This is a genomic window from Promicromonospora iranensis (assembly GCF_028994805.1).
Lineage (GTDB): Bacteria > Actinomycetota > Actinomycetes > Actinomycetales > Cellulomonadaceae > Promicromonospora > Promicromonospora iranensis.
Genome location: NZ_JAJQQP010000016.1, coordinates 88611 through 111338, shown reverse-complemented (window position 1 = coordinate 111338; position 22728 = coordinate 88611). Strand labels below are relative to the sequence as shown.

14 protein-coding genes are annotated in these 22728 nt (G+C 66.9%); 3 read left to right on the top strand and 11 right to left on the bottom strand.

From position 1 onward, the window contains the following. Positions 1-531 precede the first annotated feature (531 nt). Both LUM46_RS23700 and LUM46_RS23695 read right to left on the bottom strand, forming a co-directional pair. Complete coding sequence (locus LUM46_RS23700) at positions 532-1383, bottom strand: MHYT domain-containing protein (RefSeq protein WP_274997534.1); 852 nt, start codon at positions 1381-1383, stop codon at positions 532-534. Positions 1384-1890: 507 nt separating this feature from the next. Next, on the bottom strand, positions 1891-3210 hold the full coding sequence (locus tag LUM46_RS23695) for an NAD(P)-dependent oxidoreductase (RefSeq protein WP_338109908.1): 1320 nt from the start codon (positions 3208-3210) through the stop codon (positions 1891-1893). 453 nt (positions 3211-3663) lie between these two features. On the opposite strand from LUM46_RS23695, the gene LUM46_RS23690 reads away from it, so the two are divergent. Continuing rightward, positions 3664-4728, top strand: coding sequence for an AraC family transcriptional regulator (locus LUM46_RS23690; RefSeq protein ID WP_274997532.1), 1065 nt, complete (start codon positions 3664-3666; stop codon positions 4726-4728). Positions 4729-4857: 129 nt separating this feature from the next. On the opposite strand, the gene LUM46_RS23685 is transcribed toward LUM46_RS23690, so the two are convergent. The 4 genes from LUM46_RS23685 to LUM46_RS23670 form a co-directional block, all read right to left on the bottom strand. Next, positions 4858-5709 carry a carbohydrate ABC transporter permease gene (locus LUM46_RS23685; protein WP_274997531.1) on the bottom strand — a complete coding sequence of 284 codons (852 nt, stop codon included), beginning with the start codon at positions 5707-5709 and terminating at the stop codon, positions 4858-4860. Beyond that, on the bottom strand, positions 5706-6557 hold the full coding sequence (locus tag LUM46_RS23680; RefSeq protein WP_274997530.1) for a carbohydrate ABC transporter permease: 852 nt from the start codon (positions 6555-6557) through the stop codon (positions 5706-5708). Before LUM46_RS23680 ends, LUM46_RS23685 begins: the two co-directional genes overlap by 4 nt. 160 nt (positions 6558-6717) lie before the next feature. Next, on the bottom strand, positions 6718-8046 hold the full coding sequence (locus LUM46_RS23675) for an ABC transporter substrate-binding protein (protein ID WP_274997529.1): 1329 nt from the start codon (positions 8044-8046) through the stop codon (positions 6718-6720). A gap of 73 nt (positions 8047-8119) precedes the next feature. Continuing rightward, positions 8120-9739, bottom strand: a complete 1620-nt coding sequence (locus LUM46_RS23670; protein ID WP_274997588.1) for an FAD-dependent oxidoreductase — start codon at positions 9737-9739, stop codon at positions 8120-8122. 173 nt (positions 9740-9912) lie between these two features. On the opposite strand from LUM46_RS23670, the gene LUM46_RS23665 reads away from it, so the two are divergent. Then, the gene (locus LUM46_RS23665) at positions 9913-10689 is read left to right on the top strand and encodes a helix-turn-helix transcriptional regulator (RefSeq protein ID WP_274997528.1); all 777 of its coding nucleotides are present in this window, start codon (positions 9913-9915) and stop codon (positions 10687-10689) included. Here the strand turns inward: LUM46_RS23665 and LUM46_RS23660 are convergent. The 3 genes from LUM46_RS23660 to LUM46_RS23650 all read right to left on the bottom strand — a co-directional run bounded on the left by LUM46_RS23660 (position 10657) and on the right by LUM46_RS23650 (position 14120). Then, positions 10657-11781 (bottom strand): MFS transporter, encoded by a 1125-nt coding sequence (locus tag LUM46_RS23660; RefSeq protein WP_274997527.1) that lies wholly within the window; start codon positions 11779-11781, stop codon positions 10657-10659. The genes LUM46_RS23665 and LUM46_RS23660 overlap by 33 nt on opposite strands. Positions 11782-11870: 89 nt before the next feature. Continuing rightward, positions 11871-12947 carry a glycosyltransferase family protein gene (locus LUM46_RS23655; RefSeq protein WP_274997526.1) on the bottom strand — a complete coding sequence of 359 codons (1077 nt, stop codon included), beginning with the start codon at positions 12945-12947 and terminating at the stop codon, positions 11871-11873. Between the two features lie 222 nt (positions 12948-13169). Continuing rightward, positions 13170-14120 (bottom strand): IclR family transcriptional regulator, encoded by a 951-nt coding sequence (locus tag LUM46_RS23650; RefSeq protein WP_274997525.1) that lies wholly within the window; start codon positions 14118-14120, stop codon positions 13170-13172. 622 nt (positions 14121-14742) lie between these two features. Between LUM46_RS23650 and LUM46_RS23645 the strand changes: the two genes are divergently transcribed. Continuing rightward, a complete protein-coding gene (locus LUM46_RS23645; RefSeq protein WP_274997524.1) occupies positions 14743-15009 on the top strand; it encodes a hypothetical protein in 267 nt (88 codons plus the stop codon). Positions 15010-15088: 79 nt separating this feature from the next. Here the strand turns inward: LUM46_RS23645 and mobF are convergent, their stop codons facing one another. Further along, on the bottom strand, positions 15089-20440 hold the full coding sequence (gene mobF / locus LUM46_RS23640) for a MobF family relaxase (RefSeq protein WP_274997523.1): 5352 nt from the start codon (positions 20438-20440) through the stop codon (positions 15089-15091). Between the two features lie 379 nt (positions 20441-20819). After that, the gene (locus LUM46_RS23635) at positions 20820-22595 is read right to left on the bottom strand and encodes a ParB N-terminal domain-containing protein (protein WP_274997522.1); all 1776 of its coding nucleotides are present in this window, start codon (positions 22593-22595) and stop codon (positions 20820-20822) included. Between the last annotated feature and the right edge of the window lie 133 nt (positions 22596-22728).

The following is a 22728-nucleotide window of genomic DNA, read 5'->3' as shown; positions in this document are numbered from 1 at the left end:
CACACGCGCCAAGCAGACCCGCTCCACAGACGGTCCGGCTCCCACCGCTTCGAGTTAAGGCCCGCCCGGTTCCGACGATCAACGGGACCGTTACACGGACAGGGGGCGACAGCCCTCTTTACGGGCTGGCTACCTGCGCATGCACGTCGATGTTCCGGAATTGCGGGGTTTCCCACGTGTCGGATGTGACCCTAGTAGCCGTCTGGGCACTCCGAGCGCGCTGACAACGGGATCTGGACGCCAGACGCCTCTGTCGCACGCCACGCGCGATCTCGACCCCTGGAGGATCCGTTCAGACAGCGCTTCAGGCGCCTGTCGGCAGCCAGACCAGGGCTGCTAGGTCGGCGGCCAGCGTTGGGCCGGACTACATCGGGCGCCGAGTTCAGCAGGTGGCGAGCATGCGGTCCGGCCCGCGCATGCCGAGCTTCAGGGCCTCAGCTGGCACCCGCTCGGCCACGCCGTGGAGATGCCAGCGAGGTCGAGGTCATTCGTGACCCAAGGCGGAGCAGTTCGAGGGCGATTGCGGGAGGCTCAGTAGACCTGGGGTATGCGGGTCCGCTGGGTGGCGCGATCCTGCTCGTTGGCCGGGAGACCAGCGGCCTGGCCGACCCCCTGCCCCTGGGCTCGGAGCCGCTTCTCGAGCGCGATCTGCTCGCGGAGCTCATCCTCGGTGGGCCAGAGGCCGATCCCGAGGATGAGGAGGAACGTGACGATGCTGACCGCCATCACGAGCGGCACGAGCAACTGCATGGTCGACGCACCCGCGGGCACGGTGTCGACCGGATTGACCACCGAGACACCGGCCATGCCGGTGTAGTGCATACCGGTCACCGCGATCCCCATGACCAGTGTCGCGACGATGGTCGCGAGCGTGCCGCGGATGTGGACCGTGCACCACAGCGCCGCGGTGGCGGCCACGACCGCGATGACGACCGAGGTGATGACGTAGGTCGGGGCGTAGACGATCTGCGCCGACATCTCCATGGCCGCCATGCCCATGTAGTGCATGGCAGCCACTCCGACACCCGCCAGGACGCCGCCGAGCACCAAGGCGGGCAGCTTGCGCTTGCCCAGCTCGGTGATGAACAGGCCCGTACCGACCATCACGATGGCGACGGCGGCGCTGAGCAGCGTCTGCGGGATGTCGTAGCGAATCTCGACGCCGGAGGCGGAGAAGCCGAGCATGGCGACGAAGTGCATCACCCAGATCCCGGTACCACCCAGGGCGATAGCTCCCAGGACGAGCCAGACCGCTCGCGCGACGGGGGTGGCGGCACGTGCCCGCGAGGTGCACGCGAGGCCCGTCGCCGCGCCGGTGCACGAGATGGCGTACGCCAGGACGGGGGTCAGGAACCCGAAGGTGAAGTGGTCGATTGCGGGCATGACGAACGAGGGCCTCTCGCTGATAAGGCTCGCGCGCTTCTTGCGCGAATGCCGGAAACCTCCCGACCGGGTGAAACCTAGCAGCCCTAGGTTGCTCGCCCGCGAACGGAGCAGGTCCAACGGCAGCGATCACGACAGGTCTGGGGATGTCTACCGCCCGACATGACGCAGCCACCGCAAGGCCAGCACGCCATGACCCGTGCGACCCCAGGCGCCTGCTCACCAGCCAGCCCGGGGTGGTGAGCTCCAGGCACCGTCGACGGAGGGTCGTGCGTAGGTCGGGACTGCTGCACGGATAGGCGACGACTGACTCGTGGCGCCAACAGGCATCGTTGGAGGCGGTGTTTCACCGTGCGTGTGCGCAACCTGCAGGGCCACATCCCTCACACCAAGGCCGAGCCCCGCACAAGTCGCCCCGCCGGCAACTGCCCCTTTCGCGCTGGTGTTAACCGATCAGCACCGTGGCACCCGCAGCCGCGAGGTGCAGCAGCGGATCCGCGGTGCTCCTCAGCCGCGCCCCTCGACTTCGGGATCGATCCGTGGCGGTTGCACGCCTCGCCGGTCGAAGAACCTCCTCATCGCACCCGAGTAGGGCGCCTCGATCGCGAACTCGCCAAACCGCTCTTCGAGCTCGTCCCACGCTAGGTCAAGCAGCCCTCGGCCCCGTTCGTGCGGGTGAAGCCAGATCCAGGTCAACAGCCAGCCGCCGTCGGTGCGCGACAAGCCCGCCGCACCAGCCGCCAGCGGGAACGACGCCTGGAACCGAGAAAGGATCAAGACCGTCTCGGACTCAGCGTCCGTAGCCTCGTACGGCTCCAGTGTGTAGCCGAGCTCGCGCCGGAACTGCTTACCGAAGTACTGCGCAGCCTGCCGGTGAGCGCTTGAAGTGACGGACACCAGCAGACTCCCATCGTTGCCAGGCTCGTCCTCCAGCAGGGGGACCATCGCGATCTCGTACCGCGGAGGCCTTCCCAGCGCCCGCAGGTCGACCAACCGCTCCGGATCACACGCGAGCCTGCCGAGAACCTCCGTGATCGTCAGGTCACGCCGGTCCTTGTCACCGCCCCACATCTCCAGCACGGCCTCGGCAGCCCGGGCCTGGACGTCGGGAAGACCAACACTGGTGAGCGTCTGAGAGATCTCGTCCATCTCCGGTGCCCATCGCCACGCACGTGCGGCGACACCAGGCACTGCGTCCACGGCGGCCAGGATGTCACCAGGCATCGTCGCCGCCTCCTCAGCCAGGAACTCACCGACGTCGTACTTTCGCGCCAGCGCGTGCGCGACCGCAGCCAGCGGGCGTGCAGCCTTCTGGAAAGAGGCGAACGCCATCTTCAGCGCAGACGCAGCCCCTATATCGGACCCGACGTCGCGCACCGTGACGCGCGTTCCCGCGAACAGCCCGGCCACGACCGCAGTCAGCTCTGATGGTCCGGCGAGGTAGAGCCGGGCCTCGACCTCACGGGGCGGTGGCCCGATGATCGCGCCGTCGATCACTCGACCAAGGCCCGGCAAGAAGCTGATACGCGCGTACTTCTCAGGACTGATCGCATTCGCCTCGACATACAACCCGGCGTACCCGATCTCACTGACCTGATCAGCGACCTCTCGGGCCACGGCCGGTGGGCAGATCGACAACACAACCTCCGCGTGGCTTAACGCGTCCTGCAGGCTCGCTGCCGGCGTCAAGCCTGCTTCAGCTGCGCGTCGTGCGGTGGACTCGGACCGATCGGTCGGCACCCACAGCACGGTGTGCCCGTTGGCCACCATGTTGGCGCCCACTGCGGCACCCATGTCACCAGGGTGAAGAAGGCAGACGGTCGTCATAGAACTCCGATCCTCAGACAGCCAGGTGCCGATCGAGCCTCCCGCATGTCACAGATCGCTCGCGGCCAATCCGATCCACGGCACCAATCGTTCCAGAGCAACAGTGCAGGTAGGCGCTACAACACGCCCACCGCCGCCCCGGTTGGACCCCCCCTCGGCTTCGACGGCCACGCGCGGAAGAGGCCGAGTAAAGCCGACCTTCCCGGCAATGCAACACCACGAATCCCCAGCGACCAGCGCGCTGCAACCATGGTGCACTGATCTTCGCCACCGCCACTGCCAGCGCCCAGCCGCGGCACTCGCGACGGCGCGGCCGGCTACGACTCGGCCCGGCCGGCCGGCCGGCCGATCGTAGGCTGCACCCTCGGGGCATGTGAAAGCGTTCTCATAATCTTGGTCTTGTAGCCCTCTGTTTTGATTGCCACCGACCGCGGCGCGACTGATGATGAAGCTGTGACTACAGATCCTGCGTCAGGAATCGAGTCCCCAGGATACGAGAGCAGCCTGGAAGAAGTATTTGCGGCGTACCCAATACCGCTCGCCGAACACCAGATCTTTCAAACTTCCGATCCCAACATTGCCCGTGAACAGGTATCTCGAGCGCTCTTTCCGCACGAACTACGCGTCAAAGATGACAGCCGCTATTTCGAGGCTTCGATCCGCAACGCTCGACTTCGGGCGGTGAGCATCACCGTCCTCGCTTACGGGGCCGAAGTCGAACTCGTCACGGGGCGAGCAGATGCCTCGTTCATCGTCGCCCACGCACTCGTTGGACGAGCGACATTCAGCTTCGGCGCGCAGTCGGTCACCGTTCGGCCCGGGACTGCGGCGGTGTCCACGCCGGGCAGCCCTATCCGTATCAAGTGGTCGCCCGGGAGCGTCATGATGGTGATCGCCATCGACCGCGCCGCACTGGAAGCGGAGTTCGAGACATGGGTCGACGCCGAACCGAGCGTCCCCCTTCGCTTCGAGCCCGTCGTCAACGCTTGGGACATGCCAGCCGCTAGTTGGTGGTCCGCCGTCGACAACCTTGTCGAGGACATCGATTCATCAACACCGATGCTCCGCCATCCTGCCGCGACGGCCGTGGCCGAACGAGGATTGATGGTCGGACTGCTACTTGCCATGCCGCACAACTATTCAAGCCAACTCTGGGAGGCGCGGCCACCGATCGGCCCCGAATGGTTCAGCCGCGCAGTCGATCTGATCGACCAGCTTCCGGAACGTGCGTGGACAGTGCCCGAACTAGCGCGAGCATCCAACACGAGCACGCGGGCGCTGTATGACGGATTTCGGCGGTGGCTGGGTACAACCCCCATGGACTACCAGCGGCAGATCAGGCTGCGACGTGCCTGGATCGAGCTACGAACCGCCGATCCCAACGCAGAGACCACTACGGTTACTGCGATCGCCTCCCGGCTCGGGTTCACCAACCTGGGGCGATTCGCCGCAGAGTATCGTCGGCGCTTCGGCGAGCTTCCATCGATGACGTTGCAACGTGGCCGTGACGGCTACTGATCCTCTCCCCCTCCCGCCTCGTGGTACATGCGCGCCGTGCATGGCGGCGGACCATCGGCCGTGTCAGCTCGTAGGCCGCCCGTTACCGCGCTCCCACGTTTTGGCGCCGCCGATGGTCCGCCGCTTTCTCTACTTGACGGCTCCGGCGGTGAGGCCGGCGATCACCTGGCGCTGCAGGATCAGGAAGAGGCAGATCGGTACCATCATCACCAGAGTTGCCCCGGCCACCGCTCCGGTGACGTTGAATCCGAACTCCGACTTGAACCCTGCCAGCACCAGCTGGACGTTCCGGTTCTCTTCCGATACCAGCAAGAGGTTTGCGAAGAAGAACTCGTTCCAGATGTTCACGAACGCTACGACCGCCACGGTCGCCAGCGCGGGTCGCGTCAACGGCAACACGATGCGGAACAGCGTGGTGAAGTATCCGGCGCCGTCGATCATCGCGGCCTCCTCCAGCTCAGGCGGGGTTGAGACGAGGAAGGACCGCAGCACGACGAACGTGAACGGGAACTGCAGCGCCGAGTAGAAGATCACCATCCCGAGCCGTGAGTCGAACATCCCCAGCTCGCGCACGACGAAGAACACCGGAGTCGCCAGACCGACCAAGGGAAGCGCCAGCGCTAAGGAGAATAACGCCACCAGCGCGTTGCGCCCACGGAATGAGAACCGCGCCAACGGGTAGGCCGCCAGGAACGCCGCCCCCAGCGCACCGACCGTTCCAAACCCTGCGTACAAGAGCGTGTTCAACATGTATTCGTGTAACTGGATCTGGGTGAACGCGTCGATGAACCCTTGGAATGTAAAGGGCGATGGCCAGAACCCGTTCCCGGAGAAAATCTGGTTCCCGGTCTTGAAGCTTGAAAGCATGACCCACGCCGTCGGGGCCAGTGCCAGCAGCACAACAGCACCCAGGAACCCGTAGATCGCGACGTTCGCCAAAACTGATCGACGTTGGGCGGTGGTATTTCCTATGCCGTTCATAGTGTTCGTTCTCCGATCCGAAATACCCGCCGGACGGTGACGATCAGCACCAGACCGATGACGATGATCACGGAGCCGACTGCGTTGGCGTACCCCCATTCCCCGTTCAGGTATGCCCGGTACGCGTACAGCGCCAGCGTCGCTGTCGCGTCGTCCGGCCCTCCGGCGGTCAGGATGAACACGAGGTCGAACATGCCGATGTCCACCAGGAGTCGGATGAGGATCGCAGTGCCGATGACGTTGCGCAGCAGCGGCAGGGTGATTCGCGTGAGCTGCTGCCATGTGGTGGCGCCGTCGACCGAGGCCGCCTCGTACAGCTCGTTCGGGATCGACGCGATCTCGGCCATCACCAGCACGACGACGAATCCGATGATGAACACGAAGGTCCCGGCCACGGCCCATCGCGCCGTCGCGGTGTCGAAGAGCCAGTCCCTGTTGCCGGGAAGACCCAGTGCCCCGAGGGCGTTGTTCAGCAGGCCTGCTCTCGGGTTGTAGAACATGGAGAAGATGAGGGCGTAGGCCGCGCCGGAGATCACGAACGGCACGAAGATGATCGTCCGTAGCGTTTTCCACCCGCGCGGCCGCAGCGCGAGCACCAGGCCGACGCCGATCCCGAGGGGGACCTGGATGAACACCGACGCGGCGGCGTAGAAGAGCGTGTTGGCCATCGCCTTGAAGAACACGGGGTCCTGGAACATCTTCTGGTAGTTGTCGATCCCCACCCATGCGAAGTCCAGACCGCTCCATCGGGCGAATGCCGTCCCTGTCAGGACCAGGAACGGCACCATGAAGAACGTGCCGAAGAGGACCAGCCCCGGGAGCAGTGACACCGCGATCGGGCCCCGCATGCCCCGTGGGATTCTCGTTCCCGAGGAGGGTTTAGGGGGCCGCCTGGGGGATCGCAGTTTCACCTGTTCGCCGTTCGCGTGCTCGACGGTTGGACCTCGGCCGTTGCCGGAGCCCGAGCGTGGCGGCCGGTACTTTGTGAGAGCGCTCATCGTCGGCCGCCTACTGCGCGCTCGACGCGGAGTCGTCGGTCAAGCGCTGCAGGAACTCGTCCGTGTCCATGTCGCCCTTTACATATGCGGGCCACAGGTTCTTCCACGACGTGTCGAGTCCCGCAGGTCCGTGCACGCGCGCGTGTGGGTAGATGTACGTCAGGCCAGTGGCCTGCTCGATCAGTTCTGTAGCCAGTGGTTCCAGGTCTGCAGCTTCAGTGGCCGCAGCATCGACCTGCACTGGAGGGTTGGCACCGGTCGCCTGTGCCTGCGTGAGCACCTCGTCCTCAGATGTCATGAACTTGACGAATGCCTCGACGGCTTCGAGTTCTTGCTCGTCGGTCGTACTGGAAACCCATCCCGCACCGGAGACGACGACGGTGCCCTGGCCGCCAGCCGTCCACCCTGGTGCGGGCGCGTAGCCCGTCTTCTCGTACAGGCCCGGGGCGGCTTCCGCCGTGAGGTTGGTCTTGACGAACCACGGTCCATTGGGAACGATCGCCGCTTCCTCGGTCAGGTATGGCGCGGACGCGTTCTGGAAATCGCCGGAGAACGCGTCCGCGTTCACGTAGCCCTGGACGTGCCAGTCACGGAGCCGTTCGGTGGCCTTCACCACCGCGGGTTCGTCCCCCCAGTCCTCGAGATCGACGATCGTCTTGCTGAGGAACTCGGCTCCCCCGGGTTGGGTCCCGATCAGGTTGGCCCACATCAGCTTCGTCGCCCAGTCGCCGTCCAGTGCGATGGCGATCTTGTCCTGCTGCTTCAGCTCTGCGGCCAGATCCTCGAGCTCGTCCCACGTCGCCGGGAACTCGTCGTATCCGGCCGCTTCGAGCAGTTCCGAGTTGTAGTAGATCCCGATCGCGTCGCGCTGCTGCGGGATCGCCCAGATCTGGCCTTCCGGGCCCGTCAGCGCGTCGAAGGCCTGGTCGTGGAAGCTTGTCGCCCACTTGCTGTCGGCCTCCAGACTCGGCGCGAAGTCGTGGAGCTTGCCGGTCTCTTGCATCGCCTTGATCTCGCCGGAGTTGAGCTGGAAGAGATCAGGCAGGTCGTCGGCGAGGGCGAGACGCTGGTAGTACTGCAGCCGGTCGTCACCCGAGCCTGCGTTCGGGTTCTCGATGGTCTCGATCCGGTATTCGCCGGCGAACTCCTCGTTGAACCGTTGAGCAGCCTCGTAGTTGTACTGCAGGAACGGATCCGTCGGGCTCTCCTGGCACGTGGCGCAGGTGACCACCACCTCGCCAGAGCCGGAACCCTCCGAAGCGGAACTGCACCCCGTGACTACCGCCAGCATGGCGGCGGCCGAAACTGTTGCCATTGTGGTCCTACAGGTCTTGTCCATGACATCATCTCCTTTGATGATCTCGTCGTGAATAGAGGTTGTCGTCGCCGTCGACGTCAGCCGCTACTTTTCCTTAGTAGCCTGTGATCCGCGGCCAATGCCGCTCGATGCCGGCCTCGTCGATTTCCCGCGTGAAATCGGCCAGCAGCTCTTCATCCGCTCGGACCTGGCGCGGCGTTGCCTTGTGTTGCACACAGAACGCGATCAGGTGACCGGTGACCTCGCCGATGTTCCACTCCATGAGCGGCATGCGGTAGGCGCCGTTCGTGATGTGCGTCGTGCCGATGTTCTTCGCCCCCGGGAGCAGGTTCTCCACGCGGATCGGCATCAGAGCGCCCAACGGCAGCTCGAACGGGCAGCATCCGATGTCAATGTACGGATCTCCGCCAGTGGAGGGGTGCAGGTCGATCCGGTACATCCCCACGCCGACGCTGTCGGGGTAGGAGACGGCGCCGGCCTCGCCCCGCACCGCGAGCGAAAGCTCTTGTTCCACGATGGTGTGCTCGGCTCGAATACGGCGCGACTCCCGGATATATGGCGTCTTCGCGAGTCCGTCGTCAGTGTCACCGACGATGTCGCCGCGCAGGCGCAGCCCTGGCCATCCGGTGCCACCGTCGGGTCGGGGCGCCTCGCTCTGCAGCCAGTACAGGAACGATCGGCTCAGTTCCCGTGCGGCACGCGCGTGCGCGTCGGCCTCCGGATGGTCGAAGACCGGCCCACCCCAATAGTCCATCTGCGGCCAGTTGACCAGGGTGAGGTCGCTTGGATAGGTGTCCGGCTGGAAGTTCGCCCTGGCTGCGATCCGGCGGAACGTCCAGAGGTTCCGGTCCATCGCGCCCACCCGCTGGTCCGCGTAGTCGGGTCGGATCAACGCGGGGTCGTCGTCGGGGTTCGGCCAGAATTGGTGCTGGACCGGTTTGCGTGTCTTCGGGTGTGGCGCGGTCAGCGAGAGCTGGCCGTTCGGCCAGTCAACGGCACGGTTGGCCTTGAACCGGTCGTATGCCTCCGGTTTGTCGATGGTGTGGTCCTCGTCGGGCCGGTAGTCGAGCACGAAGCACACCGACACCGGCTGCATGTTGAGAGGGTCGGCGACTTCGGCCGCATGGGGTTCACCGGTCTCGTCTCGGGCCTCGGAGCCTGTGACGTACTCGACGCCCGCCAGCGGCAGCAGTTCCCCGGTCTCGCTCGCGTCGATGACCCACTGGGCTGATATCGCCGTCGACACGCCGGTGCGGCGGCTGCGCACCGTCACCGCCGTGATGCGGTCGCCGTCGGTCTCGGCGGCGAGGGGCTCGTGCTCCATGAGGATGCGCAGCTGCCCCGAGCCCCTCAGCGGCGCGACCAGGCTTTCGAGCACGGCCACCGTGACCCGCGGCTCATGGCAGAGATCCGAGACCTTCGCGCTGCCGGGATTGAATGCGCGCCGTCGCAGCGAAGCGTCGGTCAGGGGGTAGTGCCGTCTGTAGTAGTCGCGCACCGAGTTTCGATACTCACGATAGGTCGCAGTGCTGCCGAACTGCTCGATCCAAACGTGTTCGTCCGGCGGAACCGCCTGAGCGGTCAGCACTCCGCCCAACCAGTCGGTTGGTTCGGTGAGCATCACGCGGATACCGCGGCGGGCCGCGGTCACGGCGGCCATGACGCCGCCTACGCCGCCGCCGACTACCAGGAGCTGTGTCTCAGTTTCATGCATACGAATCATGACACCAGGATTTGAGCGCCATTAACATGACTGCAATACACTGGTCTGTGTCTCAGTTTGATGCCAACGCCCGTCGCCTCCGTGTCGTAGACGCCACGGCGAGACATTTTGTGCAGCCCGCTGGTTCCAGGATCGGGCCACGCCAGCAGCAGGAGATCCAGCTGATGCTGATCCATTCGGGGTCGATGGACCTGTGCCTTGACGACGGCGCCCCTCGTCACGTGTCGGCCGGCGAGATATGCATCCTCCTGCCGGGTCACACGGAGGAGATCACGTTCGACGAGCATCTCGACACCAGTGAAACGCTGGTCCGGGGGCGGATGGAGGACGCGACGGCACAGATGCGCGCGTGGCTCGATTCACTCCGGCCCACCAGGACTCTCTCGTCTGCCCTGACCTATCTGGCCCGTGAAGCCGTCACCACGGAGCAAACTCGGCTCACCGCCGACGGAGCACTGGTGGACGCGCTCGCGACAGCGCTGCTGTGGCGGTTCATAGCGGAGTTTAGGAACCTTCCCGCCGCGCTGCCCGGTTCGATCGAGAACGCCCGCCTGTTCATCCACAGGCACCTCGAACAGCCGATCACACTCACCGATATCGCTGGGGCCGCGTCGGTGGCCCCAGCTCATCTGGTGCGGATGTTCCGCGCTCACATGGGCACCACGCCGATCCAGTATCTCTGGGACCGCCGTGTCTCCCTCGGTGTCGAGCTGTTGACCTCCACAGGCCTTTCGGTCGGCTCTATTGCTGTCCGCTGTGGGTTCAAGACCAGCTTCCACTTCTCCCGGAAGGTCAAGGAGGCGACCGGCCTCTCACCAACCGAACTGCGGACTTCCACCGCGCGACGCGATCTGGCTTCCGCCTCACCTGCTGCACCTGAGTCATCAGACACGACAGTCGATGACGGTTCACGCTCGTCGGCGCTTACCGCGGAGGCCTAGCGCGGCGACGCCGACGAGGACGACTCCAGCCCCGCCCATCGCTGCATGCGGTCCGGAGAGAGTCGTCACCCACCCACCCAGCAGGCCGCCCAACGGGTATCCGACGCCATAGGCGGCCATCCGGGCCGCCGTGTTCACCCGTGACCTCAGCCCGTCGGGAGTGCTGAGCTGACGCCATACGACCGTCGCCAGCACGACGGCGAGATATCCCGAGCCCCAGACCGCGGTGAACGCCAATGCCACAGGCACCACCGTCGCGATCCCACATCCGACCGCACCGGCCGCTGCCACCCACATTCCTGCGAGTGCGACGCGCTGCTCCCCCTTGCGTGTAGCCATGGGGACGACGACGGTGGCAGCCAGGCCGCCGACGGCCCACGCTGCGAACAGCATCCCGGTCGTGGCTCCGTCTGCTGAAGCATCGAGCCGCCGCACTGCCCAGGGAACCACCTGGGATACGAACACTCCTTGGCTGACCGTTGCCGCGACACCGAGCACAACGGTCGATCGCACCTGCGGATGGGAAACCAGCCAGCCCGCGCCGTCGAGTATGGCGCGGTACATACTCCGCGGTACCTGTGATGCCGCGCTTCCGCGCGGCAAACGCCCGAACCGGAAGCAGAGGTAGGCCAACACCGAAGCTGATGCACCAAAAGCCATGATGGACGAGCTGGGCAAGTAGGCCGACATCGCGCCAACGAGTCCGGGGCCCGCCATCTCCACAACGCTGCTCGTGGCGAACAGCAACGCCGTCACAGCGGCGAGGCGGCCCGGGGGCGCCAACGCGGGCACCAACCCGAAGTTGGCCGCATCCGCGAAGACGAAGGCCGTACGCGCGACAGCCACAGCAATGACGATGTGCACCGGCGTGAGCCGATCCACCGCCGCGGCGACCGGAATCGTAGCTATTGCCAGCGCGATGATCAGTTCGCAGGACCGGAGTATGAGCGACCGATCGCTCCGGTCGGCGACCGCCCCGGCGACCGGCCCGAATACGAGGTAAGGGATGCCGTGAACCGCAACCAGAGCCGAAACCCACAGCGCCGAAGAGGTCAGTTGGTAGACCGCCATCGGCGTGGCGACCAGGACCACGGAAGCAGCGACCAGAGACAGAACCCGCCCCAGCCAGTACCACCGCAGTGCCCGGTCGCCCAGCAGCCGAACCCACTCCCACACGGGACTTAGAAAACCGTCAGGGTTTCGAGCCGGACTGCCGCTGCTGGATCGATCGCCTCCTTTGGATCGATGAGGCCAAGGTTGCGTCCGATCTGGAGCACCCGCTGTGAGAACTCAACGTTCGCTTCCCGAGCCTGCTCGAGCGCTTCGGGAGCTGGCTGTGCGTTCTCGACCGCCATGAGCCAGTCAGCCTGGCTCGCGTAGGAGATCGGCCACCGGAACCCATGGAAGCGGGTGGAGTTCGGCTCGACCGCGACCGCACCGCGGCCGAGCATCATCGCCCAGTAGAGGGCGTGATATGAGTTCGATACCACCACCTTCGCCGACGCGAGCCGCGTCAAGGTTTCGAAGATGTCCTCGGTGTTGTTCGTGATGTGCTCGAACTCAAGCCCCTCGGCCAGCGGCTGAGTCGTGTCTATGCCACGTTCGTAGTGGTTGAGGACGATGAACTCGTGCTCCGGTTCACGCTCTCGCAGCACGTCGAACGCTGGCAGCATGCAACTGGCACAGGGCACCCAGGGCATACCTGCGTCCCAGTCGCGGACGCCCACCACATCCGCCTTAGCCAGCCACTCAGGCCAGAGCCTGGTGATGCCGTCCTTCAGCACACGCCTGCGCCACCCCGTGGTCGGGTCAAGATGAACACCTTGCTGGAAGTTGTGGCCGATACCCCACAGCGCAACGGATGCCGGCCGCTGGCCGAAGACCGACTCCACAGAAGACTCGAACCTTCCTGGCCCGATCAGACCGCTCCCCCCGATGATCACGAGCTTTCCCTGAAGGGGTGAGTACTTGCCCAGACCTTCGAGGGAAGCCGCCTCATACAGGCTGATCGTCTGACCTAGACGTTCAACCCACTCGACCGTTCTGCCCACCGCGGACCAGTGGTCACCAACGTTGCGCATGCTGTTGCTCTCGGAGACCGCAATGACGGGTGCATCCTTGAGTAGTTCCACGAGCTCAGGGACGCTCCTCATCGCGGAAGCCGTTCCCGCGGCCTGAGATGAGAACGCCATTGTTCCCTCGATATCAAGGCCGCGCGACACTTTCTCGAATTCCTTACTGGCGCGCGTCACATGCATGGCTCTGAATCCTCTCGATCATGACGGGTCCGACCGCAAAACATGTCGGGCTGCCAGAAAATCCGGCATGACCACGATGCTATTAGCCAGAGGGCCAGCGGCCTGTACGTTTCGTGCTGATCTTGCGGCCGATAATTGCAGCGACCCCATCGCATACGCAGATTTATAGAATCTAGGTGGCGGCACTGTTACGGCTGTGAGAACAACGTTCCTCCGCGACGCTCAGTCTCCGGAGCGGGATAGCTCATCGGGGGTGAGCGCCGGCGCCAGCATGGGGACCAGGTCGGCCAGCGCCAGCCGCAGGAACCGGTCGGCAGCGCGCCGCCTGCCGCCGGACATGTCGATGCGCATCGCGATGGCCAGCGCGAGGTTGTCAGACGTGCGCGGTCCGGTCCGCACGATCACCGCGGAGCAGGCGACGTCACTGCGCCACTGGCCGTACTCGGTGTAGACCCCCGTCTCAGCGGCGATGCGGAGCTCGTCGTCGAGTTCGTCCTGGCTACGAACGGTCCGTCCGGTGAAGGGCCGCAGTCCGGACGCCTTCAGGTAGCGATGGCGGTGTTGGGAAGGCATGGCGGCAAGCAGAGCCCTTCCCGCGGCGGTGGCATGGACTGCCTCGGCCAAGTCGTCTGCCATGCCGTCCAGACGGAGGGCTCCAGTGGTCTCGCCATGGGCGATCACAGTCAGCCGCTCATCTCGGAGCGAGGTCAGAAGTACTCCACATCCGGTGTCGGCCGCCAGACGTTGGAGAACCGGCTGGACCCGGTCGAGACGCACGGTCACGTCAGCGACGGAGCCGAGGGCGTCCGGGATGAAGTAGTGGCGGCCATCTTCGCCGCGCCAGGCCCACCCCCGGTCGATGATGGTCTTCAGATGGTGGTAGACCGTCTTCACCGGAATGCCAGTGCGGCGGGCGAGCTGCTTGGCCGTGAGCCCCTGCGGGCTACGGCTGAGGTGCTCGATCAGCCGCAGCGCCCGGTCGGGGCTGCGGAGCCCTGAGGAGGCGCCGGTCGGATCCGAGGCAGATAACAGGTTCGCTCCAGGGAGATAGTTGTGTGTAGATCGGCTCTCTCTTGATCGCCGGCGAATCTCTCGGCTACGCACGGAACCACTCCATGGTCGTTCCACCCGGCACAAGAACTCAAAGAATTTCACGCCCAGGTTTTCCGTCATGAGAAACCGGCGTGATCATGATTTGCGATTTATTGAGCAACCTTGGTGAGCGCTCTTCGGTGACTGTGGCGAAAACCGCACGCGGCCCGGGAACATCCAGATCGCCACGCGGATGACGGGTGCAGGCTCGATCGGGGTCGATGGTTAGGCCAAGGCACGGCCAACTGACCGGGACGCCGGTTCTCCGGTCGGCACCAGGGCAAGTGCAGCGGCGCGACGCCCAGTGCGACGAGTAGACGAGTGTCGCTGCGCACCCGTCGCGATGAAGCCTGGCTAGCGTCTCAGCCGTGGCACTCCGTGACGACGCCTCGGCACATGCGTGTCGGCGAGCCCGCGCAACGCTATTGAACACGTCCACGCGCGGTGGAGACCAGGCGGCGAATCCTGAGCACTGCGGGATGGCGTACGTCGCCGTTCTTGCCCAGACCTGGGCCGCCGTCGAGCCACGGCAGCGGTGGGTCGAAATGGATACGGCACGGCACGGACCATCGACCAACTTGTCAACGGCTTCCTCCTGGCCAACGATCCATTCCCCGTTGGCACCGCGGTGTTCGCGGCCCGATGGCAGCCAGGGCAGGGGCTGGCCTCCGTCGTCAGCCGAAACGACATGGACGAGTGGGCCGTGGCGTTCATCGACGGCAGCGGGAAAGTCGTGCGCGACCACGTTGAGCTCTGCCCCGCGCGCTCTGACCGACCGAGCAAATGTTCCGGGCTCGGAGCGGTCTTTGCGTCGCACCCGCAGTTCGACCAGGTGGCAATCAAGCCCGTGAAGACCATCACAGAAAAGTGCGGGCGCCAGTACGCCTATGACGTCATCGTCCATTCGGGCGTAGTCGACGCGACGTGGACAGCCCTCACAGACGTTGCAGACAATCCGCAGCACTACTGAAGCCGCGACGCAGGTGCACAAGGCTGGGCTGGTTTCGGACGTTCATCCCGCCCGCCTTCGGGCCGCGCTGTGGAAATTTCTACCAGCCCCAGCCGCCGACCTGCTCGGATGCCCGTTCAGCGGCGTCGCGTCGGGCTCGTTCGTCTGCGTCGCGGCGTATCTGGGCGGCGCGGGCTCGCGCGTCGGCCAGGACCACCGGGACACGCTCCATCGACCGCCGCGGTCCCGAACTGCTTAGCTGCAGGGCCGGTTCCTGGTTGGTCGTGATGGTTTCCAGGGCTCGTGCGGCGGCAGCGTACTCTTCGCCTCGTTCCCCTTCGGGCACTCGTGGTCCGAGCGGGCTGACCTGGTCGGTGACCTGGTAGCGGTCGCGGTAGGCCACGACCTGGCGCATTGCCGCCTGCCATGCCCCGCGTGCCCGGACGTCCGGAGGCGGCGAGGCGATGCTCTCCATCCACAGCTGCGGATTCGTGACCGCGTCCTCCACCAGGGCGTCCAAGCGCGTCGCGATGAGGTCGGCATGCCGGGCAAGCCACGCCCGTACGAGCGGATCGATGACCGGTCGCTCGCTCGCTGCCGGTGCGGTGTCGCTGGCCTGGACTGCGCCGTCGACTCCGAAGCTGGCATCGGTCTGAGCTTCGTTGGTGATGAGGTCGGCGAGGTGGTCGGTCATGACCTGGCGGGCCGCGCCGACATCGAGCTGCTCGTGGTTCTCGGCAGACGTGTGGCCGACGGTGTGGGCGACGTGCTCGACCAGGGGCCACCAATGGTCCAGCTCGACGCGCCCGTAGATGTGGTCGACCAGCGCACGCAGCATCGGGATCTGCCGCTCGAAGTGGTCCAGACCCCGGATGGTCTGCAGGTTGGGTCCCATCGCGAACCAGGTCAGTGGAACGGTCCGTGCCAGTGCCGTGGCGAGCTTCTCGGGGGCGTCAGTCGCGGTCTGGGCGGGGTCGGTCGGCAGGTCGAGTGCTTGGGCGTGGGTGGCTTCCTCGGGAGTGAGCATGGCCCAGACCCGGGCCGCTGCGGTGCGCCCGGCGGTGTCGGGGTCCAGGGCGACGATCAGGTCGGTGAGGTCCCGGCCGGTCGCGTCCCGCAGTGCTTGCAGGTGCTGCTCGGTGATGCCGGTCCCGCCTGCGGCGACCGGCACGATCTGGACCCCGGTCTGCTCCGCGAGGTGGTCGGCGGCCAGATGGAGGGCGGCGTGGTCGGTCGGTCCCTCGACGAGCACCGGCCGGGCTCCCGCGGCCAGGCGTGTGATGGCGTCGGGGTCGAGGCCGTAGACGAGCTCGCCCTTGCGGTACGCCGCGGTCTCGGGGGTGTTCAGGTACTTCGGGGCACGCCCGTCGCCCGTGTCTGCCTCGGCGGGGTTGATACGGCCGGTGACGCCGACGACCTGCCCGGTCTGGTCGCGGTAGGGGAACACGACCCGGTTGCGGAACTTGTCGATGATCCGCCCGGTCCGGGTACGGGTCGCCACCCCAGCTGTGACGAGCTGGTCGGGCGTGTACCCCAGGGACTGCAGGTGGTCAGTCAGGCTGGTCCACGTGCCGGGGGCAACACCCCACTCCGCGTCGGTCAGGCCTCGGCTGGTCATGTACCGGGTGGCCCAGTGCTGGGTGGTCTTCTGCTGGGTCCACCAGGTCCAGGCGTGGCCGGTGATCTGGACCACCAGGTCCCGCTCCCCCACGTCCACTGCCACGGGCTCCTGGGCGTCACCGACCTCGGTCGCGTTGCGATTCGTGCCGGTCGGGACGCCCGGTGGGGCCGTGGCGCCGCTGTCGGTCCCAGCCTCTTGCCGTGGTGCGTCATGCGACGACGTGGTCGCGAACAGGTCACCAGGACCGTCCGCACCGACCGTCGTCGCGGCAGTCGGCGCGTCATCGGCCCAGACAATCTTGTCCGTGGTGTCGGGCGCGGTCGTGATCCACACCGGCAGACCCCGCTCGTCGTTGTCGTGGGTTCGGGGTAGGCCGATGCGATGGTGCAAGACCTTCGCGATCGACCGGGCGTCCCCGAACCCTGTCCCGGCCGCACGCCGGACCACGGACGCGGGGTCAGCGCCGGCCGCCTCGTGCATAGACAGGCGCTTGGCCAACACCGGCCAGACCTCGTCGGCCAAGACACGGTCTGCGACCCGCTCAGGCAGCACCGACCGCACGGCCTCGGCAAGGCGCCCGACACGGCCCGGCTCGAGGAACGCGAGGTACGCGTCCTCGTACTCCGGCACCAGACGGGCCAGGGAGTGCGCGTAGTCCCACTCGTCCTCGATGACCCGGGAGGCGGACTGTTCCTCGCCGTCGCGGTCCAGGACGCCCTTGAGCGCGTTCAGGACCGCACGCTCCAGGTCCGGCTGCCGGTGCGGGTCCAGGTCTAGGACGTCGTCGGTCTCCACGTAGACCCGGTTCGAGTCCCGGCCGCGGGTGATGGCGGTGTAGAGCTCGTTGCGGGTCATCCCAACCCCGACCATCGCGTGGCTGGTGTCGATGGTCATGCCCTGCACACGGTGGATCGTCGCCGCGTACCCGAGCTCGACGTGGGCGGCCACATAGTCCGCCGGCAGCACCACCACCGCCCCAGACTCCATGTGCCGGGCCTGCAAGGCACCGTCCTCGTCGCGGGCGACGACGCGCCACAGGTCGCCGTTGCGGACCCAGTCACGGCCCCAATCGATGTGGCCGTCGTCGTGCTCGGCGCGCAGGTGGCGGTTGTTCAACCGGGTCACGATCACGTCGCCGATCCCTGCCCGGTTCTCGTCGCGCAGGACGACGCCGTCTTCCTCGACCTCGCCACGGGTCACTCGGTGCAGCCGCGCACGGGCGGAGAGCTCGGTGACGAGGGTGTTGGTCGCGGCGATCATGATCGTCTTGCAGCCGTGGTCGGAGTCGGTCTGCCAGTTCGCGAACATCTCCTCCGCCATCTGCGCGGCGGACCCACCTTGGGTGCGGTGCTCGGTGATGTAGAAGTCCAGGCCCCGGTGGTCGCCGTCCCGGATCTTGAGGGAGGCGTCGGCTTCGCCGGGGGTGTGGAAGCGGTGGATCTGGGTCAGCTCGACCGCACCCGCCTGTTGCGCGATCAATCGCAGAGCGCCACCGGCGGCGACGGCACCGAGCTGGGCCGGGTCACCGAGCAGTCGGACGCTCCCGCCCGCGGCCTGGGTGATCGACAGGACGTGGGCCAGGGCGAGGGTGCCGGCCAGGCTGGCCTCGTCCACCAGCACCACCGTCCCCGGCTCGACCGTGAGGCGTTCGCGCAGGCGTTCCTCGCCTGCGCCGTGGTTGGCCAGGAGGAACATGTCCAGGGTCTCCGCGGTGATCCCCTCGCCGAGGTCGGCACCAAGGACCTCCGCGGCCGCAGCCGACGGGGCCAGCGCGATGAGCTTGCCACCCGATCCCTGGACCGCGTCCGCGAAGGCGCGCATCGCGGTGGTCTTCCCGGTCCCCGCCGGGCCGATCCCCGCCACCAGGACCGTGCTGGCCGCGAAGTGCGCCACCAGGTCCCGCTGCCCACGGTTCAGGACCTGCCCCTTGCCCAGCCGGACCTGTTCGATCGCACCCTCGACCACGGCTGGGTCGATGATCAGGCCACCAGGGGTACGGGCTGCAGTCAGGAGCTGGTCTTCGGCCTCCAGGACCGCCAGGGAGGTGTATCGGGTCGAGCCGTGCACGAAGTAGACCGACTCGCCGTCCTTGCGGCGCATCACGTCCGGCGGCTCGTTCAGGTCCGGTGGCGTAATCACGAGGCTGCCGGCTTCCGCGTGCCCCGAGATCGTTGCGGCCAGGGCGAGCAGGTCGGTGCCCTTGGGGGCGTGCTCACGTGCCAGGCGGGTGGCCTCGGCCTGCAGGTGGTAGGTGGTCCACGTCGCCCTCCGGCCGGCCACGTTCGTGAGGCAGGCGTCGACCAGGTCGCCCTGGGCGAGCACCTGCGCGGCCAGATCCGCATGGACGATCTGGCGGCCGGTTGGTGTGCGCCACCGGAGCTCTCGGAAGGCCTGCGCGCGCGGCCATACCGCCGCGAGGCGCTCGACCGCGTCAGTAACGTCCTGGGCCGCCCACCGGACTATTCCCCGACCGGCGAGGTCCTGGGCGACGGCGGGCCACAGGTCTTTGAGCTCGTCGACCACTACCTGCCCCGTGTCCGGGCGGGGATGGAGCGCACGGGCGAGCATCCTCGCTACCGCGTCCGGGCCGCCCAGGATCTCGGCTGCCATCCGGGCCCACTGCGGCAGCCTGTGCCGCAACCCGACCGGGGCACCCTTGCCCTGCCGGGTGTCCAGGTTGGCCTGCTGCGCCAGCCCGAACGCGGTCTTCGTCGCGGGCTCGTGCCCGTACTTGGCTCGGTAGGCGGCTTGGAGGGTCTCGTAGGACTCCTGGATCGCGGCGCGGCGTCGGGAGAAAGCGTCCCGCAGTGTCTTGGGGATGCCGACGATCTCGCGGACACCTTGCTTGCCCCGGCCGCGGGTCTCGGTGTGGAACGCGACCCCGAGACGCTCGACCAGGAGCTGCTCGATCCGGGTGTTGTACCGCTCCGAGGCAGCAGCGCCCAGCGAGTACAGGACCCGGCCGTCCAGAGCACGCCAGATCCCGTCCATTCCCAGCACCTTGGTGGAGACCGCGACGTGGGTGTGCAGGTTCGGGTCCCCAGCTCGGGAGTCGAGGTGGTCGAACGCGACGGCGGTCAGGCCGTGGGTGTCGATCTGCCGCACGCCACCTGCGCCGCCCCGGGTGAGCGCACCTTCGGCTTCGATCCAGGCGAGGGTCTCCTTCCAGGCCTGGGTGTGCGCGCTCGTGATCGCCTCGCGTGTGGCCGAGTGGCCTAGGCCCCACAGGACCGAGATGCTCTTGGACGGCGTGAACACCAGGTCGTACCCCGCGACCGCTTTGCGGGGCTGCTGCCCACGCTTGGCCATCCACCGCGTGACATCCGCATCCGACAGCTCGCCCGAGCCGCCCTTGTCGGTGTGCTCCCGCTGAGCGAGAGCACGGGCGACGTTCCAGCGGATCAAGTCTCGCTCGACCCCGGCTTCGGGCGGGCGATCGTTCTCGGCGGCGAACGCAGCGAACGCCGCCTCCAGCGCGGCCGTGTACCCGTCGTCGGGCCGGGCCTTGAACTCGGGGAACGCCCGACCCAGCGCGCCCACCCGGGCCGCGTCCTGCTTCGACATGCCCCGGGCGAGGGCCTCGACCTCCAGCCGTTCCGCGTCCGGGTGCCGGCCTTGACCGAACAGGGACTTCATCTGCTTCTCGAGCACCTGCCCGGACACCCCGAGCTGCTCCAGCCCGGTGCCGACCCACTGGCCGGGTGGGTTGCCGTGCTGCATGTAGTAGTCCGTCAACGACATACCCCGGCCCCGCGGCACGTCCCCCGAGGCGACCTGCTGGGTCAGGTACGTGTAACCGCTCCCAGCGCTGAGCACGTGGACCGTCATCATGTCCCCCACCCCCTCCCCTGAGGCTTGTCGGGCTGTTCCGGGTCGCTCGGCGGCCCCCGCTCACGGCTTGTGCAAGAGGTGTGTGGCCTTCGTCGGGCGGTCCGCGGGACCCGCTGTCCCCTGCCTCGCCTGCCCTAGCCACGCCGCCGCGTACGTCGTGTCGTGTCGTGTCGCCAGTCGCGCGTGTGCGTCGTCGCGTGCGTGTGCGTCGCCGTCGCTGCTCGTCGCTTGTGTCGCTGCTGCCGAGGACCACGGCAGCGGGATCCCAACGGGGGACTCCCATGCGGGGTCTCGCTGCACGCCTCCCAGGGCATGCGAAAGGCCGCCATCCCCGATCCGGGGATGGCGGCCTCCTGACCCTGATGCTACGCGGCGGGCACTACCGGGACCCGGCGGCGGCGGGCTGCGCGCTGCGAGCCTGCTTCTGGTCCTTCGGCACGACCGGCTGCCGCTTCCCGGCTCCCTCCTCGGTCGCTGCCCCGGCGTCCGGGGTCGTGGCCCTGGTCGGGTTGAGGACGGGCTTCTCCAGGGCCTTAACCGCGTTGTTGTCGGTCGTGGTCGGGACCTGAGGCTTGGCCTGGCCCTTGTTTGGGGTGGCAGCCTTTCCGGGGCTGGCCACCTTGGCGGGGTTGGTGACCGGTGCCGGGTTGTCGGCCTTGGGCTGCGCCCCGGACTTGGTCGCCGGTGCGGCCGGAGCCGGGTTGGTGGTCGGGGCCGTCTTCGGGGTCGTCTGCTTCGCGGCGGGGCATGCCGGGGTCTCCTGCGGGCCGCGTGCGATCTGCTCGACGTCCGACAGGTTGTACCCCCACACCTCCAGGGCACGCAGGTAGCGGGACTCCGTGCCGGGCCTGCGCCAGGTGTGCAGCCCGGTGCGCTCTTCGATGGCTGCCAGGGCCAGGACGAGCGCGATGTGCAGGGCGCGGGCCGGGGTCGCCTTGGCGATCAGGTCGTTCAGGGCCTGCCTGCTGCCCCACCCACCGGTCGTCTTCAGACCGAGCCACTCGCAGGCCAGAGCGTGGGCGCCCGAGCCTGCCTTCTCGATGCTGTGCGTGTCGGCCGTGAACGACCCGGCGATGAAGTTGGCTGCGTCCTTCGGGGCGCTCTTGCGCTTGGCGAACTGCGCCAGCCACTCGCGGCGGACGGTCTCGGCGGACTTCCAGGCCTTGTTGTTCGTGATGACCTCGGCTCGCTCGGCGCTGGCGGCCTGCTTCTCCTGCTCGGTGCGGGTGTCGTTGACGTTGGTGCGGTTCAGCTTGTGCCCAGCGGCCTTGTAGTCCAGGCACACGTGCCGGGTGTGGATGTCACCGTTCCAGGACGTGCTGATGTAGGCGGCGCGCTGCGGGCAGATCGCGTGCCCTTCGGGGGTCAGGGTCTTGCCCTCCCCTGTCTGCAGCTTGTCCAGTTCCTGGGCTGCCCTGTTGTCCTTGACCTCGGTGTTCCAGTTGGTGACCTGCTTGATCCCGGCGTCCGCCAGTGCCTTGACTGCCTTGGCCAGCCGGGCGGCGGCGTCGCGGTCGTCGCGCCGCTGCTGGGCAGCGTGGGCGAACCGGTCCGGGCTCTTGATCGCGATCTCGGTCAGGGCCTTGACGGCCTCGGTGTCGTTCTCGAACTCGGCCAGGACGGCGGCCTGGTCCAGGGTGAGGTCGTACTTGGCCTGCACGGCCTTGGCCTTCTTCGTCTTCGCGACGGTCAGCGCAGCCTGCACGTCGCTGGTGCTGTGCCCTGTCGTGTTCGCGATGTCCACGGCGGACACGCCGAGCAGGGACATCTGCTCGAACGCTGCCACGCGGTCGGCGTGCCGCAGGCCCTGTCGGTCGTCGTTCTCGGCCATCTGCTCACGGATCCGCCGGACCTGGTCCTCGTCGCCCTGGACGATCATCGCCGGGATGGTCTCCAGGCCTTCCTCGATGGCGGCCAGCGTGCGGCGCTGCCCGGCGCGGACCCGCAGGCCCTGCTCGGTCCGCTGGACGAGGATCGCGATCAGCACCCCGTTGTCGCGGATGCTCTTGAGGAAGCGGGGCGTGAGGTTCGCCTCGGTGCGCACGTTGGTCTCCACCAGAAGCGTGCGGGGGTCGAGGAGGCCGAATTCGACCTTCACTTCCGGGCTGTTTCCAGCCCGCTTTTCGACGTTCTTGTTCTCGATCTGCACAGACATGCTCGGCTCCTTGTGCCGTCCTGACCCGGGGCTTCTCCCCTTGGCCTGTACCACAATTCTACGACACCAAGCGCCGCTCAGCGATTCGAAACCGCTTCAAACTGCCGATTTATCTGTGTATTTGAGTTTCTTG

What these genes read in the sequence shown, in the direction of transcription:
- LUM46_RS23700 (WP_274997534.1), bottom strand. Translation starts at nt 1,383, where the DNA reads ATGCCCGCAATCGACCACTTCACCTTCGGGTTCCTGACCCCCGTCCTG.
- LUM46_RS23695 (WP_338109908.1), bottom strand. Translation starts at nt 3,210, where the DNA reads ATGACGACCGTCTGCCTTCTTCACCCTGGTGACATGGGTGCCGCAGTG.
- LUM46_RS23685 (WP_274997531.1), bottom strand. Translation starts at nt 5,709, where the DNA reads ATGAACGGCATAGGAAATACCACCGCCCAACGTCGATCAGTTTTGGCG.
- LUM46_RS23680 (WP_274997530.1), bottom strand. Translation starts at nt 6,557, where the DNA reads ATGCGGGGCCCGATCGCGGTGTCACTGCTCCCGGGGCTGGTCCTCTTC.
- LUM46_RS23675 (WP_274997529.1), bottom strand. Translation starts at nt 8,046, where the DNA reads ATGGACAAGACCTGTAGGACCACAATGGCAACAGTTTCGGCCGCCGCC.
- LUM46_RS23670 (WP_274997588.1), bottom strand. Translation starts at nt 9,739, where the DNA reads ATGCATGAAACTGAGACACAGCTCCTGGTAGTCGGCGGCGGCGTAGGC.
- LUM46_RS23665 (WP_274997528.1), top strand. Translation starts at nt 9,913, where the DNA reads ATGCTGATCCATTCGGGGTCGATGGACCTGTGCCTTGACGACGGCGCC.
- LUM46_RS23655 (WP_274997526.1), bottom strand. Translation starts at nt 12,947, where the DNA reads ATGCATGTGACGCGCGCCAGTAAGGAATTCGAGAAAGTGTCGCGCGGC.
- LUM46_RS23650 (WP_274997525.1), bottom strand. Translation starts at nt 14,120, where the DNA reads ATGACGGAAAACCTGGGCGTGAAATTCTTTGAGTTCTTGTGCCGGGTG.
- mobF (WP_274997523.1), bottom strand. Translation starts at nt 20,440, where the DNA reads ATGATGACGGTCCACGTGCTCAGCGCTGGGAGCGGTTACACGTACCTG.
- LUM46_RS23635 (WP_274997522.1), bottom strand. Translation starts at nt 22,595, where the DNA reads ATGTCTGTGCAGATCGAGAACAAGAACGTCGAAAAGCGGGCTGGAAAC.